Source organism: Alicyclobacillus fastidiosus, assembly GCF_026651875.1.
GTDB classification, from domain to species: Bacteria; Bacillota; Bacilli; order Alicyclobacillales; family Alicyclobacillaceae; genus Alicyclobacillus; species Alicyclobacillus fastidiosus.
Genome location: NZ_CP104067.1, coordinates 2,566,159 through 2,584,269, shown reverse-complemented (window position 1 = coordinate 2,584,269; position 18,111 = coordinate 2,566,159). Strand labels below are relative to the sequence as shown.

Genomic DNA, 18,111 nt, shown 5'->3' with positions numbered 1-18,111 from the left:
TCAAGCGCATCCCTACTTCGACGAGCGCATCGGCGTGACACATGGCGAATGCTCTGCAACTTCGTTTGGCGTACCTGGTATTCGTCCGGTACCAAGGAGGATGGACGGTGGCGAAACAACAAGAGCACTTGTCTTCTGTTCATAATGCAATCCGTATACTTCATGAGTTTTCCGACGATAGCCCCGTCATGGGGATCAGCGAGCTAAGCAACCGGCTCCAGCTAGCGAAAAGTACCGTCTATCGGCTATTGAACACGCTCAGCGAGGCCGGACTGATAGACAAGGACTCCTCGCACAAGTACCGATTAGGTATCGGCATCTTCGTCATCGGTTCCGTGGCGTTCCGCAGTACAGAGATCCGCGCGAAGTCCTTCCCCATCCTCGTCGACCTGATGACGCAGATCAGGCGAATTGTGCGCTTGGCCATCTATGATTCAGGCGCGGCCGTCTATTTGTGCAAGTTGCCGGAGGACAAGGACACGCGCATGTTTAGCAGCAGTGGCAAGCGGGTGCCGTGTCACAGCACAGCCGTGGGCAAACTATTACTCGCCTATCAAGGTGCCAACGAGATCGACCGCGTCCTCAGCCGGCCGATGAAAGCGATCACGAAACTCACCATCACCGATGCCGGCGAACTTCGCAAACAGCTCCAGCGCATTCGCGAGGTCAATTACGCGGTCACCTCAGAGGAGTCGACCAACAACGTCTGCTCCTTGGCAATCCCGGTTTACGACCACCTTCGTCGCGTGGTCGCGGCATTGAGCATCACGGGTTCGAAAGAGCAATTCGTAGAATACAAGATACAGGAGTATCTACACGTCATGCGCGTGTACAGCCGGTTGATCACGGAGCAGCTAGAAGATTTGGAATGAGGGGAGAGAGTGCAATCATCACGAATAGTATCCCGGCTCGGGCAGTGCATCGTTGAGAAACCAGTTGCCGACGGTTCGCAGCTTGAACTCCGCCGGGTTGTGCAACGTATGCGTGCGCACATTTCGCCACGCTCTACGTCGGTGAGTGCGACGTCTCGCAGCCACAGGTGATCCACACGTTCCGCTGCCTTTTCGACGAGGCTTAAAGCGGCCTCGTATTCTATCCACATCTCCCCATATCGGCTAAGCGTGGAAGGCTCCTCGGAGGCGCTCGCGACGCCAGAACGATACCACGCACGCGACTGTGTCGTGGTGTATCGCTTAGCTTCTTCCAACGCCCCCAGTGCGGTGCCGACAAAGACGTTCGTTAAAATACTCTGCGATAGAATCGGCGTGATGGTGGAGAACGCGGTCTTCGCATCGCACGGATTCTCCAATATCTCGCTGTCTTTCAGCGCGACGTCGTGAAACGACACCGTTCCGCTTCCGGTCTGGCGCTGACCGATAGCATCCCGATCGTGGTGAACCGCAACACCGTTCCTCGCTGTGGGTACAATCCCCTTGTGAGCAATGCCCGTCTCGCTGTCCACAAAGGAAATGAGAAGCATGTCAGCGCCTGGGGAACCAGCCGTACCGGGCCCAAACCTCGTTACCAAATGAGAATCGTAACCATGTAGACGATTCCGACCCAAAGAAACGGGATCACGGTATAACCCATAATCTTTCGAACGTCGAGGCGAGCGAGCGCGAGAACGGGTATCAGCCAGAACGGTTGAACCAAGTCGTTCCACGAACAGCCCATTTGTACGGCCATACTGGTCTTTCCGAGATCCGCACCGAGACTTTTGGCCGACGCAATCATGAACGGCCCCTGTATCGCCCAATGCCCCCCAGAGGATGGGGCGAAAAAGTTAATGACGAACGAACTGAGAAACCCCCAGAAAGGCAACGTGTGCGATGAGGAAATGCCGACCATCCACCGGGAGATAACGACGGCCAACCCCGCCGACTTCATCATTCCCATCATGCCCGCGTAGAACGGGAACTGCAGAATAATGCCACCGACGCTCTTTACGCCCTCGGACACGGCGCGCACGTACGCAATCGGGCTTCCGTGAAACAGCAGACCCAGAAAGAGAAAGATGGCATTCAACGTGTTGATGTCGAGGGAGCCGCCACCCAGAAAATGATCGACCAGATAGGTAGCACCCATCAGTGCGATGAGAACGTTGAAAATCCACGTCCGCTCGAGCCTCTCCGCAGGCGTCCTGGCCTTCGTTTCCTCCGATTGTGCGCGCTCCCAGGCAGACGGATTCACATCGATGACCTGTGCGGGCCCTGGGTGCATGAGGGCATTCAAAATGGGCAGTGTGATCAACAAGACCACAGCGTCCAAGACGACCGCAGGGCGAAAAATCGTATGCGATAGGGCAATCAGCCCGCCGATGGAGGCTGCAAACGGATTGCCTGGCGTCGCGACGGTGATGGGAATCGTGGCGGAGATGCCCAAACCGTAGATAGCCCATCCGGAATATGCGCTCGCAATCAAGAGTGGATAGTGCACGCCGCGAACCCGTTTCGCCAATTGCTGTGCCATGAGCGTCCCGGCGATCAACCCGAATCCCCAGCTGATATAAGAGGTGATCCCTGCGACAGCGGTGACACACAGGATCGCTGTGCGAGGGCCGTGAACGATGGAAGCAATCCGGTGGAGTAAGCCTGCAACCGGCCGGGACACAGCCAGGGCATAACCCGTTACAACCACCAAGGCCACCTGCATCGAAAACTCCAAGAACCCCCACAAACTGTCAGACCAGTCATGGATCATGTCAGGAAGTGTCTGATGGGCGACCGTCAGTCCCAAAATGACCATCACGAACGTCAACCCGATCACAAGTACAAACGGGTCAGGCAGATACCGCTCCATCGCCGCCGCAAAGAAGTTCGTGACTCTTTGCAACAAATTGTTTCCGGCCATCGGCGAATCTGTGCTGCTTGGCAACCCAATTTCTTGAGACACAGTCGTCACTCCCTGTGAATGGAAAGAGGCGGATGGACAGAAATGTGCCAATCCGCCTCTCGTTGTCGAGTCGGTCGTATGAAGGTGAATTGAGTCAGGTCGCCTCGTGCAGGCGTGTCGCATCGTCATGTAGATGATACTGTCTGCCCGGATGATGCGGTTGCAATCGACTGCTCCCGCCGAACAGATTTCCCCGAAGCGTGTCGGATGCGTACTCGGTCCACACGAGGCCGCGATGCTGGAGCTCTGGGACGACGAGATCGACAAAATCGACAAACGTTCCCGGCGTCACGGCGTAGCCGATGTTGAATCCGTCTACGTCCGCCTCGTTAACCCACTTTTCCATGGTGTCTGCGATGACGCCTGGCGTCCCCACGACGACGGGACCTCTACCACCGATACCCGCGAACTTGGCGACTTGCTCCACCGTCCACGAACGATTTGGATCCATCTTGGTAAACACCTCTGTCGCCGAATGAATGGCGTCATTTTGCACGTAGCGCAAGTTCTCGTCCGCGGCATACTTGGAAAAATCGACGCCACTCCAACCGCCGTAAAGGGCGAGTGCCCCGTCGTAGCTCACATGGCGGGCATAGTCGAGAGACTTCTGCTCGGCCTCTGCCTGCGTCCGCCCAACAATTGGCGTAAACAGGGAGAATACGCGTATTTCGTTTGGATCTCTGCCAATCTTCGCAGCTTCCTTTCGAAGGCCGTCGACGTACGCTCGGGTCGCCGGAATCGTCGGCGAACTGATGAACACGCACTCGGCGTGACGCGCCGCAAACGCGCGGCCGCGCGCGGAGGCCCCTGCTTGGAACAAGACTGGCGTCCTCTGCAATGAGGGTTCACACAAATGCGCGCCAGGGACAGTGTAATACGTGCCTCGATGTTGAATGTCGTGAACCTTCGACGGATCTGTGTAGGTCCTTCTGTCCTTGTCTCGAACCACCGCTCCGTCTTCCCAACTCGCCTCCCAAAGCTTGTAGCACACTTCGAGAAACTCCTCGGCGATTTCGTATCGTTCGTCATGACTCACTTGCCGACTCAGTCCGATGTTACGTGCGGCGCTGTCTAAATACGAAGTGACAATGTTCCAGCCGACGCGCCCTTTGGTCAAATGGTCCAGTGTGGACATGCGGCGCGCAAAGATATAGGGGTGTTCGTAGCTCACGGAAGCTGTAACGCCGAACCCCAGATGCTTCGTCACCTGTGCCATCACGGGCACGACAAACATCGGATCATTCACAGGGACCTGCACCGCGTCTCGCACTGCAGCATCTCTCGTGCCTTGGTAGACATCGTATATACCGAGCACATCGGCGAGAAAGACGGCGTCAAACCGCCCCCGCTCGAGCGTGCAGGCCAAGTCCGCCCAATAGTCGATATCGGTGTACCGGTGTGCTTCGTCGTCCGGATGCGTCCAGAGTCCAGGCGACTGATGGCCGACGCAATTCATCTCGAACGCATTGAGATAAATTCGGTGGTGCCGCACGACCTCTCCTCCTCGTCGGAAAGCTAACGAATCAGGTCCCAGACCTGTTTCGTATACGATGCTTTGTCCGCATTTACGTACTGGCTAGCGAAGGTCCGAACGGGATCGCCTGCGTAAAAACGCTCGTACAATTCGTGCCGCGACCCGAGTTGACTGCCGACGAGGTCCCACGCGAGCTTAAACAACTTGATTTTGTCGTCCGCTGCGACAGTTGCACCCGCAAAATATTTGTCGATGAGCGACGAGATAGAACCACGGAACGCCTCGGGCTGCGACGGCACTTGCATGAATCCGCCCGCACCAATTTGTTGCAAGATCTCGATTGCCCGCGGATAATAGCGGCTGTTTAGGTTTCTCGCGGTCTCAATGAACGGCATCGCAGGGACCAGGTTGCTAAATTCGTCCGGCTTTGCATTCGCCTCTGACGCGATGACGAGTGCGTGCAAAGTCTCTACCTGCGTCAGCAATTCCCCCAACTTCTCTTGAACGTGCAGAAATCCATCTGCGCCGATGGCCTGTGCGATGGCGAACGCCACGCCGGTCACGAACTTCAACTTCACAGACACCCGCACGGCCGTCTGATGGTAAGCCAGCGCATTAGCTGAAGTATTCATTCGCAACCGCCAGACCGCTTCCGGATTGCCGCTCAACAACACGCGTTCCCAGGGGACGAGGACATCGTCAAACACCAATACCGCGTCCATTTCGTCGTATTGGCTGCTGAGCGGGTAGTTTCTCGTATCGTCCGATGCGAAGGAATCTCGGCAGATAATGTGCAGTCCACTCAAATTCGCTGGCACAATCAGCGCATGCGCGTATTCGGCTTGGTTTTGTTCCACGTGATGAAATGGAAAGACGAGAAAATCGTGCGAATAAGGCGCTGCCGTGGCAATCATCTTTGCCCCCCGAACCACGACACCTTCCTCGTTCTCGTCCACAACGCGCAGCACCGCATCGGGATTTTGTTCGTCGATCCGCTTGGCTCGATTGATTTGCGGATCTAAGAGGGCGGTGGTCAAAAACAGATCGTTGTCGCGGGCGCGTTCATAGTAGCGAGTGACTTTCTCCGCAAAGTGCCTGTCAAACGGTTGAAATGCCTCGCGAACGGCGTACCAACCAGTGATCATCGACCGGGCGTAATCGGAAAGGCGACTCATGACGCCGTTTGTCTGCTCCGCCCAGTGAGTAAACGCTGCCGTGCGTCTGGCCAAATCATCTTTTGTTCGAGGAATCAAAAATGCGTTGTGCACATACGTTCCGGTCTTCGGGCTGAGAAAGCCAATCTGTTGTTGAATGCTGGCATCATCTAAGCCTGCGAATAGGTTCGATATCGTTTCGAGTGTTCCGCTAAACGCAGGGTGCTCGGCTACATTGTCGACCAACTCGCCATTCAACCAGACGGATCTCCCATCGTTTAAACTTTGTCTAAAACGCTGACCTCGGTGGTTTGTCATATCGGTTCCTCCACGTAGTTGGTTCACGATCCTATCCCGCATCGCTGATACGTTCTCTAGAACAAATCACTTCGCCGGAATCCGGTCATTCGCAATCATCTCGCCAAACGGGCTGATGTACGAACGCTCATCTGCCTTGCGGTTCAATTCCACAGGCAGCAGGGGAAACAGCAGTTCAGCAGTCCGGTAAGCCTCCTCCAAATGGGGATAACCAGAGAGAATGAACGTTTCAATGCCGAGGTCCGCGTATTCTTTCATCCTGGCGGCCACCGTTTTCGCGTCGCCTACCAGTGCGGTTCCCGCGCCGCCTCGGACGAGCCCGACGCCTGCCCACAGATTTGGATTGATTTCCAAGCTGGATCTGTCACCTTTGTGAAGCTCGCTCATCCGCTGTTGCCCAACCGAATCCATGCGGGCGAACACCTTTTGGGCTGAAGCGATGGTGTCGTCATCCACGAACTGAATGAGTTCATCTGCCGCTTGCCAAGCCTCTTCTGAAGTCTCACGGACGACGACGTGCATGCGAATGCCAAACTTCAGTTCTCGTCCCTTCGCCTTAGCCAACTTGCGCATAGAAGAGATCTTTTCTTCCACCTGCGCTGGTGGTTCCCCCCACGTGAGATACACGTCGACGTGGTCGGCAGCCACCTGCATCGCAGCCGATGACGATCCACCGAAATACAAAGGCGGATACGGCTTCTGCAAGGTGTTGTATAGGACTTCTCCACCTTCGATGTGCAGGTGTTCACCCTTGAATTCGACTCTCTCGCCTCGGCTCAGAAGATTGCGCCAAATCGACAAAAATTCATCCGTCAACGCATACCGCGCATCGTGTGGTAGAAACAACCCATCGCCAGCGTTCTCGACCGGGTCGCCGCCCGTCACGACATTGATCAATAAGCGGCCTTCCGAAAATCTGTCCAACGTGGCGGTCATCCGAGCTGCCAACGTCGGGGAAACCAGCCCCGGCCGTACGGCGACGAGGAATTTTAGACGTTTCGTCGTAGGGACCAGAGTCGATGCCACAATCCACGCGTCTTCACACGATTTTCCGGTCGGCAGAAGCACACCGCTGTAGCCCAACTCGTCCACAGCCTCAGCAATCTGCCTGCAGTACGCGTAATTGACCGCCCTGGCACCTCGTCCCGTTCCTAAGTAACGTCCATCTCCATGTGTCGGAATAAACCAGAATACCTCCATGCGACGAACTCCCTTTCGAAATACTCGGCTTTACCCATTCGCTGCACGCTGCACGTCAAACGACGTTTTGGACGCAAAAAAGGAGACAGTACAAAGGCACCTGTCGGTTGCCTTGTCATGTCTCCGGTCGTCCGGTCGAATATTTAATCCTACAAAAACCATGTACAATATCAGTAATTTTGTAATTATGCTACTATTCAACTCTCCTGATTGTCAACAAGGAATTTTGCGCCCCTTCACTGGAATTACTGAACGAAAAACTCCCATGGAGGGACGGTGGATAGTCGCTTCTCCGTCACGACATGCTCGTACATTCACCAACGCGTTAGCTAACCTCACATTTTATCTTGATCAATTCAATGGATTTGTTAGATGATGTAGAAAATTCATTCACCAGGTGGTGATCATCCCTAACATCCGATAGGAAATTTAGCGTTTGCATCTCAGATCTCTCATAGTCTCAACGCTAGGTTCTCGGTCCTGATGAGTGAACCACATCTCCACCCACTTCCGCATTATCTGTATATTCGAAATTAAAGGGGTAGTTTGATGAGCATTGAGCCGAAGTTAAAACGAAATCTTAATTTTTGGGATCTCGTCATGGTCTCCATGGGTGGCGTGATCGGATCAGGATGGCTATTCGGGTCTTGGCGAGGAGCTTCGCTCGCAGGTCCGGCCTCCATTTTCTCCTGGCTGATTGGCGGCATCGCAGTCATTTTGATCGGCCTTACCTTTGCGGAACTCAGTGGCATTTTCCCGGAGGCGGGCGCGCTTGTCCGTTATCCTCAGTATTCCCATGGCACTTTTGTCAGCTTTCTACTCGGCTGGGCGATGATCTTAGGATTTGCCTCGACACCTCCGATTGAGGCCGAGTCAGCAGTACAGTTCGCCAACTATTACATCCCAGGACTTTACGCACACGGCAGTCTTACGGGCGTCGGGCTCCTCGTGGCCGCACTGCTGATGTTAGTTTTCTTCTTCTTGAACTTTTTCGGTGTCATCGTTTTTGCAAAGACGAACACCGTATGGACGGCCATTAAAATTATCGTACCAGTTGTCACCATCGCCCTGCTGCTTCTCACTGCGTTTCACCCAGGGAACTTTACCGCCGGCGGGTTTACCCCTTATGGCTCATCGGCGATCTTTGCTGCAGTACCGCTCGGCGGCATCCTTTATGCCTACCTTGGGTTCGAACAAGCCATGGACATGGCAGGTGAGGCGAAGCACCCCCAGCGGGATGTTCCGCGCGCGGTGATCTGGTCCGTATTCATCGCCATCATCGTATACGTCTTGCTGCAGATAACCTGGGTGGTCTCGATGCCGAAATCGGACTTGGCACACGGTTGGGCCGGAATCACGTTTAGTTCACCTTTCGTCAACCTTGCAGGAACGCTTGGGCTCGGCTGGTGGGCCACCGTACTATTTGCCGATGCCATCTGGTCTCCATCGGGTACAGGCAACGTCTATATGGTCTCGACGTCTCGGATCATGTACGCGATGGCAAAGAACCGCTATTTTCCAAAGGTACTTTTGTGGGTTCACCCAAAGACCGGCGTTCCAGTGTGGGCCATGCTGATGACGCTCATCGTCGGTTACGTCTTCTTACTGCCGTTTCCGTCTTGGTCTGCACTCGTTGGCATCGTATCGTCAGCTACAGCGTTGATTTACATCATTGGACCTGTGTGCACGGCGACGTTGCGTCGAACGTCGAGCGATTTGGAGCGTCCATTCCGACTCCCCGGCCTCAAGGTGGTCGGGCCGCTCGCGTTTATCGCAGCCACCTTGATCATCTATTGGTCAGGCTGGGCAACTGACTCCATCTTACTGCTGGCTGTGCTGTTCGGAGCGATCATGTACGCCTACGGCGCATCCAGTTTTCCAGAGAACACAGCGCCATATGGCTGGAAGCACATCAAAGCAGGCATTTGGCTCGTCCTCTATCTCGTCGTACTATTACTGCTGACCTACGTCGGATCGAAAAACTTTGGCGCACCACACCCAATCATCCCGTATCCACTCGACATTCTGGTGGTAGCTGCCGTATCCCTCGTCTTCTATTACTGGTCCATCCACAGCGGGATACAAGCGAAACAGGTTTCCACGTTGAGAGCAAGTGAAGCGCCGACAAATGACATGCCGATTTCCACCTGACAAAATCGTGTAAATCTGGTCCATCCCGCATGTCGTAATAAGAATCCCGGTCACTCAAACACGAGGGTGTCCCTCAAGGCATTTTTCGTGCCTGTGACGGGACACCCTTCTCAAGTATTCCACTCCAGCCGTCTCGAGATTGACTCGAACCATACCGACGTGCGCTTCATCTAAGAACCGTAGAAACGGTGCGATGTAGGAGCCACTCGTAGGATCGACCTGAAAATCGGCCTCGGCGATGGAATTCACTTCATGTCTGGCAATTTGACATGACCTCGCCTTGTTCAGCGGAGCATTCTCATCAGTGTGATTCATACTTACCTCCCTTGCCCCGCACAACACGATTTACTCCAAGTCTTCCTTTAGCAATCGACAATGTTCGACACTTGCATTACAAAAAATTTACACATCCGGATAGTCTATTCATGGCGCAACTGGAGCACTGTAATTACGCGGTCACATTCCGCGGAGGAGGTGTACGTAGTTGCAGCAACCAAATCATCTTGCAGCACATGAAATGATGGAAGTCCATGAATTGCTGAATTTCAAAACCATCTGTACAGCGAAAGCGAAAGCGATGGATGGTTTAGTGACAGACAGGGAGCTTAAAGAGTTAATGCAGTTAGACCTACAGCAGTCCCTGCAGGCGCTAAACAACTTACAGGCACTATTAACACGGGCACAAGCACAGTGATTGAGGAGGTGGGTACGGAGTGACAGACCAAAACAGTGCAGAAAATCCCAACATGGGCCACCCATTGGATATAGAGGATTTTACAGACATGATTGGATTTGCGAATGCATCTGCAGCGCTCGAATTTTTACTTACGGTGAAAAGTGGGATTAGAAACACCGCCATGTCCTTAACCGAGTGTGCGACCCCTGAGGTGCGTACGGAAGTACGCAATCAGTTACGACAGGCTTTGGACATGCACGAGAAACTGTCCCAACTGATGATCAAGAAAGGTTGGCTGCATCCGTATAATCCTGGAGAACAGTTTCAACTTGACGTAAAGTCGGCGCAAATGACCGCCAGACTCGCACAAATGCCGTTGTTTAAGGACCGCATCAAGGTACTGGAAACTTTCGACACGCCACAAAAGCCAAATTAAGGGGTGATATCACGTGAGAGCAGTCACGTATCAAGGTGTCAAAAATGTGGTGGTCAAAGATGTTCCAGATCCCAAGATCGAAAAGCCAGATGACATGATCGTAAAAATCACCAGCTCGGCCATCTGCGGATCGGATTTACACCTCATTCACGGGATGATTCCAGGCCTTCCGACGGATTATGTAATTGGGCACGAACCGATGGGGATCGTAGAAGAGGTAGGTCCAGAAGTCACAAAACTCAAAAAAGGAGACCGTGTCATCATCCCGTTCAATATAGCGTGTGGTGAATGCTTTTATTGTACTCATCAGTTAGAAAGTCAGTGTGAGCGCGCCAACCCGTACGAGGACACCGGCGGCTTTTTTGGCTATTCCCACACCACCGGCGGATATGCTGGCGGCCAAGCCGAATATCTACGCGTGCCCTTTGCCAATTTTTCATCGTTTCGCCTTCCAGATGACTGTGAGGTGGAAGATGAACGACTCGCTTTGATTGCAGATGCCATGTCTACGGCGTTCTGGACTGCAGATAATGCGGGTATTAAAGAGGGCGATACAGTCGTGGTTTTAGGCTGTGGCCCGGTTGGGCTGCTCACCCAGAAGTTCGCTTGGCTGAAAGGTGCGAAGCGTGTCATCGCCGTGGATTATCTCGAATACCGGTTGGAACATGCAAAGCGAACAAACAATGTCGAAACGGTCAATTTTGAGAAACAGGAAGACACCGGGGTGTACTTAAACGAGCTCACCAAAGGCGGCGCGGACGTGGTCATCGATTGCGTAGGTATGGACGGAAAGATGACGCCGATCGAGGTGATTGAAACGGCCTTGAAGCTTCAAGGCGGCACGTTAGGGGCCATTGAAATCGCAACGGAGGCGGTGCGTAGAGGCGGAACCATCCAAATCACCGGCGTCTATGGCGCTCGGTATAACGGCTTCCCTCTAGGACACCTGATGAATCGAAACATTAACATTCGAACGGGCCAGGCTCCGGTCGTTCACTACATGCCGTACATGTACGAGTTAGTGAGCACGGGAAAAGTAGACCCAGGTGACGTGATCACACACGTGCTTCCATTGGACCAAGCCACACACGGGTACGAACTGTTTGACTCGCGATCCGACGGGTGCATTAAAGTCATTCTCAAGCCCTAAGCACGTGAAGTTGTCGACCAACGGCACCACAGGCCATCCCACTGACGATGGAGGAGATAGACATGGCTGAAAAGGCATTCGCACTTCATGAAACGATGGAACTTCATGAGCTGCTCACGTTTAAGAACGTGTGCATGACAAAATCCAGTACGATGCGTGCACTGGTCAGTGACGGGCATCTCAACAGTCTGCTTGAAACATGTGCCGCAACGGACAGGCAGCACATTCAGGAGCTACAAGGCCTATTGTCAGGTGCGAGCATCATGACGGAGCATCAGGGAGTGGTACAACAGTGAACCCGATTATCGAGAATATCACTGGAACTGCTGATATGACAGACCAGGTCGTCGCTACCGATCTACTCATAACAGCCAAAACTGGCGTGTGGAACTACTCAGTTGCCATTACAGAAACAGCCTCGGCTGAGATTCGTACGGTGCTTCGTAAACACCTCGAAGACGCCATCGACACCCACGAGAAGGTGTCGAAATACATGATGGACCAGGGATGGTATCACGCCTACAACCCACAAGAGCAAATATCATTAGACCTTCAAAACGCCCAAACCGCATTGAACATCCAATAATCTGCGTCACTTACGCCCGTCGTACGCAAGAGCATCAGCATCGTTGATCATGGCTTTACTCTAATCAATAAAGTCACCCCGCTGAGTTTACCGACCGCGGAGTGACTTTATCGGTTATTTTCTCCGCTGATACGCGATTCATTTGGGTGGCCTGAGTGCGAGAGTTGCAAAATTTCTCTCAGGTAGTCAGGATGCACTGGAAACCAAGGGATGGATTCTACTTCATCGCATAACGGTAGGCCACACGTGATAGGAGTTCGGTTCCTAGCGCGATGTCTCCCACTTCTGCGAATTCCTTGGGATTGTGACTAATCCCGTCCTTGCAGCGAATCAAGACCATGCCCACGTCGGTGATGGCGGCCATCAGTTGTGCGTCGTGCCCTGCGCCACTGATCATCATTGGACACTTGAGCTGCATGTTGCGTCCCTCTTCAACCATCACGGACACGACTTCAGGGTGGCACGCGACGCGAGCGACGGTCAGGCGCTCGAAAAACTGAATCTCAAACCCTCGCTGTTTTGCAATTTCGTGCCCACGAACACGCAATTTCTCTAGCGCAAAGGCGCGCCGATGCCGATCTACGTCTCGCACATCCACCGACATGAGCACTCGCCCTGGGACAACAATTGGAACCGCCCGGGAACACATAACTTCCCGACGCTGAGATGGTAGGTACGAAGAATCTCATATTCCAAAATAGAAACGACGATGACGATAACCGGAGCGGCAATTTAGAAACGTCTTGAATGAGACTCCCGGCAGGTCCCTTATCACCGTCAATGCGTCGTGAAAAAGCTTTTAAGGTTCGCGCAAAGGTCGCTAAATTCTACAGACAACTTCCTTTGGTGCTTCACCCATGTAACGGAGATGAATTTCGTTTTTCAAACAAAATTGGAAGCTACTCCAAAGCGTTGCCGCACAACGGACTTGGGGAAGTACAAGTGAAGGCGTATCACAAATATTTTGACGCTCTGAAGTCAGGTAAACGGGATGAGTTTGCAGTGATAACATAGAGTTTTTTTGAGAACGCATCGGGTTGAAACGAGCTGAGATGATGTAAATCGAAGAGGAAATTATTGAGAATCATTATGGGCATAACCTAATCAAGATGATAGCTCAGGAAAAGGAAAAAGTCTATTTTTTTCTGTGTTTTTGTATTAGCGTGACACAGGGCCGGCCTCTTGTGGAGCACCAAGGACATAGGAGGAAACTCTGCGAAATGGAGCACAAGAATCACAGAACCAAATTGATCACATCAGGGCTATTGATGGCGCTGATCTTGTCCTCGCTGGATCAAACCGTGGTATCAACCGCGATGCCAACAATCGCCAGAGACCTTGGCGGACTTTCACTGTATGGTTGGGTGTTCTCCATTTACATGCTCACCACTACGACAACCATGCCGATCTACGGAAAATTATGTGACTTGTTCGGGCGAAAAAAGCTTTTCTTGACCGGCTTGTTCATTTTTCTCGCGGGCTCTGTCTTATGCGGGCTGGCAAAGAACATGCTTTTATTGGTCATCTTTAGAGGTGTACAAGGCCTTGGAGCAGGTAGCCAGATGCCGGTAGCGTTTACCATCGTCGCTGATATTTATCCTCGTGAAAAGCGAGGAAAGTTCCAAGGTTTGTTTTGGTCCATCTTCGCCCTATCCAGCATTGTAGGACCAGTCGTCGGCGGATTCATTGTGCAGTATTGGTATTGGGGAAGGATTTTCTAGGCGGTTTTTCACGTCTTCGAACAGATCACAAACACAGTTATCCCTACACTCATTATCCATCTTCAAACATCTTCCTCTATGGAACGAAATTCGATTTCAGTTCTCGTCCTCTTATGCGCACTAAACTCAATTTTTTGTATAGAGTTTGTAGAGAAGCTGTTTAGTCGTCCACTCCTCTTCAAATAATTCTCTAATTTACATAAAATGTAATCAGATAGAAAACACTGGAATGAAGTCGCATTGACGGAGTTTACGGGGGCTTCTGACCTACGTCGTGCTTTATGCAAATTCGGGACGGTGGATTTGAATGGAGGACAATCACGGTGTCACTTGCGGTTTGTGTCTTCATCACATGGTGTGTAATCCTAATCCTTGCGCTTATTCCCAAGAAACTAACGGCACTTGAAATGGTATTCCTGTTCTTTGTATGTACTATTTTTGAACTCAGTGCGTTTACTTTGTTTCATTTAAATCTTCACTGGATGGATGTAAGCAAGAGTGTGGAGAAGGCACTTGCAGATCTGGTGATGCGCTTGATTTGTGTTCCTGTCGTGCTCGTCATTACGTCGAATTTCCTGCTCTATTCATCAAGGCTCTTAAAATGGTGTCTGGTAGCCGTTGTCGTGCTATCGGGTGTCATGTTACAAAAGTCGTTAGTATGGTTGGGGATCTTGACCACTCCTCACTGGAATGTAGGTTATACCGCTTTTATGTTTTGCGGCTATATTACATTCGCGAGACTGATGACGTGGTTTATCATTTACATAAAGAAGACGGAAGGTAAGGTCACGTGATTATCTACGACAACCACTTCAACGCAAATGAGTGGTTTATCATTGTGTCATTATGCATTGGAATAGCTTGCATGGTGCTCTCCCCGAAACGATTTTCGAGACAGACAGTAGCTGTTTTTTCGATGTGCGGCGTATACAGCGGATTCTTCTTCGATCATTCATTGAGCGTTGAACCGGTTAGCTTTTATGATGTAAATGATGTATCCGAGTATCAGTTTATGGACCTTTTGTCATACTTGATGTACGCTCCGTTCAGTTATTTCTTCTTCTACATCTATGACTGGCTTAAACTAAGGCCCTCACGCATCCCAATTTATATATTAGTTTGGTCTCTGGCTTCGATTGGAGTTGAGTGGATTGCTGTGATTCTTGGGGTCTTTCACTATCAGCACGGATATAAGCTCGCTTATTCATTCCCCATTTATTTACTGGTTCAAAGCTGTTGGCTTGCACTGTATCACGTGTTTAAAAGGAAAGGATTTGTGTAAAGATGAAGTGTGGATCATAACGATTCGCGGGTGAAGGTGTAGGCGATTAACCCAATAAGAAATCGTGTCGCTATTGAATGACCCCTTGGGTGCAATAAGTTGCTACTGAATATTCGACGAGGCGAGCTGATGCTTGTACTCGAAAAGCAAAGACTGCTCCCATCATCAGGAACAGTCTAAAATGAGGTCTCCCTTTGCTACCTGGCAACGCGACTTATCTGCTTATAAACGAATCTTTCCCATCGACGTAACCGAGTCGTCCCTTCCATGACTTCAGCGGCATGTTGTGCGTGCCAGTCCGCGACACGTTGGTTATGGCGATGATGAAAGGCGTGCGGTTTTTTTACGTGTCGCTGCGGAACGTGTGCCCGATCATGGTGGCTCAAGTCTTCTGGAAGTCCAAATGTGGCAGCGATCTTACGAACGGTTTTTCGATGCCAGCGTTGAATGTAATTCAGCATACAAATTCACCCCCTTTCCTAAATGACAATGACTACTCTCTTACCTCGAAAATCATCACGTTTCCATGCGGCTTCAATGTCTTGAAGAGCGACTTTTTCAATATCCATGCGAAACTTTCCATTTTGTATCCAAACCCACACCTGATTGGTGCCTTCTTGGAGCAGTTCGGGTGTGATACCTGCGCTTGCTCCCATGATCTCGATCCCTGTTGTTCGCAGTGAATCAGCAGAAAGTGAAATGGTTGATCCTGATTTTTCGCCAATCTGAACAAGGCGTGTTCTCCTTTTTGCAAAGCCCAATTCCTGTGGCACCAGAGAACGAATTAACGTCTCGGTGGCATGTCCCCACAAGAAATCAAGAATGACGTCCCATCCCTTTTCAGCCCGCTGTGATGGCGTCGACTCCTTCTGGAATCGAGACGGTATATTCTTTAGGCACGACAGTTCTTTCAGCCATAGCTCCATAGGGCGCCTTCACTCCGCCAAAGCCAACCAACTTGCCGTCTTTAAGTGCTCCGATACCGTTGAATCCAACGATTGAGGGAAACGTGGATTGGGTCTGGAAAATCTTCGTATCGCGGGATTTCCCCGAATTTATGCAATACGGCCGCCTTCATACTCCTTACCTCCTCGTCACGACTAAACGCTCATAACTAACATGTATAGATTTTTATTTGATATATACTCTATACATGTTAGAGTGCCAAGGAGATCACGTTAAGCGGATACAACGATGTCACTTAACAAATAATCTTCAGATACGTGTGATGAAAATATAGCCTATCGTCATGATAAAATGGTCTTAGACCCGTAGCTCTAATGCCTTGATCTTTCGAGTGGTCAACAATATTCCTCACTGACTCACCTCCATCACTCAAAAAATCCTCGTTTTTCTTAAACCAACCTACCCATATGTGACATTAAAGCACGAATGGTTAAAATGAATACTCATGCACAAGCCAAGGTCGGAAGATTCAGTTTTCGCCCACGGTTTAGGCACTGATAACCATGTCTAACTCCCGCCACTGCTGACGTTGAAGAAATAAACCTTCGATGATGGTGATTGTAGTCAGAGGGTATTACAACCGTCTTTTTGACTAGTTCATCACGTTAGGAATAGAACGGTAATATTTTCAATATTCATTCAACATACAGGAAATAGAGACAAAGATGCGAATACTATTCTATACAGCGGTTAACACACTCATTATATTGAACTTGATAAATGGGGGAACTCGATGAAGCGCTTACAGAAGATAGCTGTATCCTTAGGCGTAGTAGGATTTTTAACCAGCACGGTTGCCGGATGTGGCAGCGGTTCAAGCTCTTCTGGAAACAAGACGACTATTACTTGGATGGTTCGAGGTACGCCTGCTGAAAATCAGTGGGAACAAAAGGTTATCAACTATTTTGAGAAACAACATCCGAATATTCAGGTGCAGCTTATCGTCATTCCCCAATCCGAAATCGATCAAAAACTCCAAACAATGTTTGCTGCTGGGGATCCGCCAGATGTATTTGCGCCGAACTGGGTCAACGCTGGATTTCGGACGTACCAACAGGATTTGTTGAATTTGACACCCTTCCTTAAAAAGGATCCGAAGCTGCTTGCAGGTTTTAACTCGAAAGCAGTGGCCACTTATACCGTAAATGGGCAATTGCTTGCTATTCCGATGAACCAGTTAGGATCTTTTCTATTTTATAACAAGGACATGTTTAAAAAGGCTGGATTGCCGGATCCGCCGACAAATTGGAATGACAAGTCATGGACTTGGGCGAAGATGGTCGAGGACGCCAAGGCGTTGACCAAGGGCAGTGCCGGAAACGAACAGTACGGGGTTCTCGATTCCTTTGATCCGAACGAGGACTCTTGGTTGTGGGGAGGAGATTTCTTTACACAACAGACGTATCAAACGGGTGTTGTGCACCCAGCGTTAAACAATCCTCTAAATAAGAAGGCCATGCAGGCGCATTATGATCTGGTATTTCAAAGCAAGGTCTCTCCCAACGCTTCCGAAACCAACGCACTCAACGCCCTTGGTGATCCGTTCTTGACCGGCAAAGTGGCCATGGAGCTTACCGGTGGTTGGGGGCTATGGACGTATCAACCTGCACCGTTTCATTGGGGTGTAGCAGCCCTGCCGTATACAGGTCCTGGAGAACGCGATTTTCTATACACCGACTGCATGGGGATTGCAAAGAAGAGCAAACATCAACAGGCAGCCTGGGAGTTATTGCAGACGATTGTCAACCCGAATACTGGTTTAAAATGGTACATGGAAATGACGGATGCAACACCGCCTCAAAAGGATTTGCTCAACGAGTGGTATCAACGGACGTCTAAGGAAACGGGGATTCCAGTGCAACAGCTGGAGCAAGTGCAGGATGGTGCCACCGCCCGCGGGGAAGAGTCCCCAAACCATATGGTTGCGTACTACAACGCCATCTTAAATGTGCTCAATCAAGCAGGCAACTCTGTTTATTCAGGCACACTGAGTATCGACAGTGCGATTGCGCAAATTAAATCTGGATTAAAGCCGTTTGAGTAAGCGCATACAAACGAGTTGTGCCTGAGCAAAGTGAACAGAGAAATTTGGTCAGAAAGAGAGG

General features: G+C 51.0%; 19 protein-coding genes. 10 read left to right on the top strand and 9 right to left on the bottom strand.

Annotated elements, in window-relative coordinates; genetic code table 11:
* Positions 1–107 precede the first annotated feature (107 nt).
* Positions 108–872, top strand: a complete 765-nt coding sequence (locus tag NZD89_RS12790) for an IclR family transcriptional regulator (RefSeq protein WP_268008070.1) — start codon at positions 108–110, stop codon at positions 870–872.
* 18 nt (positions 873–890) lie between these two features.
* On the opposite strand, the gene NZD89_RS12785 is transcribed toward NZD89_RS12790, so the two are convergent.
* From NZD89_RS12785 to ssuD, 5 genes are all read right to left on the bottom strand, one after another.
* The gene (locus NZD89_RS12785; protein WP_268008069.1) at positions 891–1,037 is read right to left on the bottom strand and encodes a hypothetical protein; all 147 of its coding nucleotides are present in this window, start codon (positions 1,035–1,037) and stop codon (positions 891–893) included.
* A 484-nt stretch (positions 1,038–1,521) separates the two neighbouring features.
* Positions 1,522–2,892 carry a short-chain fatty acid transporter gene (locus NZD89_RS12780; RefSeq protein ID WP_268008068.1) on the bottom strand — a complete coding sequence of 457 codons (1,371 nt, stop codon included), beginning with the start codon at positions 2,890–2,892 and terminating at the stop codon, positions 1,522–1,524.
* Between the two features lie 94 nt (positions 2,893–2,986).
* On the bottom strand, positions 2,987–4,384 hold the full coding sequence (locus NZD89_RS12775; protein WP_268008067.1) for an LLM class flavin-dependent oxidoreductase: 1,398 nt from the start codon (positions 4,382–4,384) through the stop codon (positions 2,987–2,989).
* Between the two features lie 23 nt (positions 4,385–4,407).
* Complete coding sequence (locus NZD89_RS12770; RefSeq protein ID WP_268008066.1) at positions 4,408–5,838, bottom strand: 4-hydroxyphenylacetate 3-hydroxylase family protein; 1,431 nt, start codon at positions 5,836–5,838, stop codon at positions 4,408–4,410.
* A gap of 66 nt (positions 5,839–5,904) precedes the next feature.
* The gene (ssuD, locus tag NZD89_RS12765) at positions 5,905–7,038 is read right to left on the bottom strand and encodes an FMNH2-dependent alkanesulfonate monooxygenase (RefSeq protein ID WP_268008065.1); all 1,134 of its coding nucleotides are present in this window, start codon (positions 7,036–7,038) and stop codon (positions 5,905–5,907) included.
* A 549-nt stretch (positions 7,039–7,587) separates the two neighbouring features.
* Between ssuD and NZD89_RS12760 the strand changes: the two genes are divergently transcribed.
* On the top strand, positions 7,588–9,189 hold the full coding sequence (locus tag NZD89_RS12760; protein WP_268008064.1) for an APC family permease: 1,602 nt from the start codon (positions 7,588–7,590) through the stop codon (positions 9,187–9,189).
* A 54-nt stretch (positions 9,190–9,243) separates the two neighbouring features.
* On the opposite strand, the gene NZD89_RS12755 is transcribed toward NZD89_RS12760, so the two are convergent.
* A complete protein-coding gene (locus tag NZD89_RS12755) occupies positions 9,244–9,504 on the bottom strand; it encodes a hypothetical protein (protein ID WP_268008063.1) in 261 nt (86 codons plus the stop codon).
* A gap of 169 nt (positions 9,505–9,673) precedes the next feature.
* Between NZD89_RS12755 and NZD89_RS12750 the strand changes: the two genes are divergently transcribed.
* The 5 genes from NZD89_RS12750 to NZD89_RS12730 all read left to right on the top strand — a co-directional run bounded on the left by NZD89_RS12750 (position 9,674) and on the right by NZD89_RS12730 (position 12,037).
* Complete coding sequence (locus NZD89_RS12750; RefSeq protein WP_431308607.1) at positions 9,674–9,883, top strand: spore coat protein; 210 nt, start codon at positions 9,674–9,676, stop codon at positions 9,881–9,883.
* A gap of 19 nt (positions 9,884–9,902) precedes the next feature.
* Complete coding sequence (locus NZD89_RS12745; protein WP_268008062.1) at positions 9,903–10,301, top strand: spore coat protein; 399 nt, start codon at positions 9,903–9,905, stop codon at positions 10,299–10,301.
* A gap of 13 nt (positions 10,302–10,314) precedes the next feature.
* Positions 10,315–11,451 (top strand): zinc-dependent alcohol dehydrogenase, encoded by a 1,137-nt coding sequence (locus NZD89_RS12740; RefSeq protein WP_268008061.1) that lies wholly within the window; start codon positions 10,315–10,317, stop codon positions 11,449–11,451.
* Between the two features lie 62 nt (positions 11,452–11,513).
* Positions 11,514–11,747 carry a hypothetical protein gene (locus NZD89_RS12735; protein WP_268008060.1) on the top strand — a complete coding sequence of 78 codons (234 nt, stop codon included), beginning with the start codon at positions 11,514–11,516 and terminating at the stop codon, positions 11,745–11,747.
* Positions 11,744–12,037, top strand: coding sequence for a spore coat protein (locus NZD89_RS12730; RefSeq protein ID WP_268008059.1), 294 nt, complete (start codon positions 11,744–11,746; stop codon positions 12,035–12,037). The genes NZD89_RS12735 and NZD89_RS12730 overlap by 4 nt, the downstream gene beginning before the upstream one ends.
* A 217-nt stretch (positions 12,038–12,254) precedes the next feature.
* On the opposite strand, the gene NZD89_RS12725 is transcribed toward NZD89_RS12730, so the two are convergent.
* On the bottom strand, positions 12,255–12,641 hold the full coding sequence (locus NZD89_RS12725; protein ID WP_268008058.1) for a M20/M25/M40 family metallo-hydrolase: 387 nt from the start codon (positions 12,639–12,641) through the stop codon (positions 12,255–12,257).
* Positions 12,642–13,257: 616 nt separating this feature from the next.
* Between NZD89_RS12725 and NZD89_RS12720 the strand changes: the two genes are divergently transcribed.
* Both NZD89_RS12720 and NZD89_RS12715 read left to right on the top strand, forming a co-directional pair.
* Positions 13,258–13,758, top strand: a complete 501-nt coding sequence (locus NZD89_RS12720; RefSeq protein ID WP_326492931.1) for an MFS transporter — start codon at positions 13,258–13,260, stop codon at positions 13,756–13,758.
* A gap of 323 nt (positions 13,759–14,081) precedes the next feature.
* Entirely contained in the window at positions 14,082–14,552 is a 471-nt protein-coding gene (locus tag NZD89_RS12715; protein ID WP_268008057.1) for a hypothetical protein, read from the top strand.
* Between the two features lie 685 nt (positions 14,553–15,237).
* Here NZD89_RS12715 and NZD89_RS12710 read toward each other — a convergent pair.
* Positions 15,238–15,501, bottom strand: coding sequence for a hypothetical protein (locus tag NZD89_RS12710; protein WP_268008056.1), 264 nt, complete (start codon positions 15,499–15,501; stop codon positions 15,238–15,240).
* An 18-nt stretch (positions 15,502–15,519) separates the two neighbouring features.
* On the bottom strand, positions 15,520–15,966 hold the full coding sequence (locus NZD89_RS12705; RefSeq protein ID WP_268008055.1) for a hypothetical protein: 447 nt from the start codon (positions 15,964–15,966) through the stop codon (positions 15,520–15,522).
* Between the two features lie 773 nt (positions 15,967–16,739).
* On the opposite strand from NZD89_RS12705, the gene NZD89_RS12700 reads away from it, so the two are divergent.
* Positions 16,740–18,050 (top strand): ABC transporter substrate-binding protein, encoded by a 1,311-nt coding sequence (locus tag NZD89_RS12700; RefSeq protein ID WP_268008054.1) that lies wholly within the window; start codon positions 16,740–16,742, stop codon positions 18,048–18,050.
* Positions 18,051–18,111: the final 61 nt, after the last annotated feature.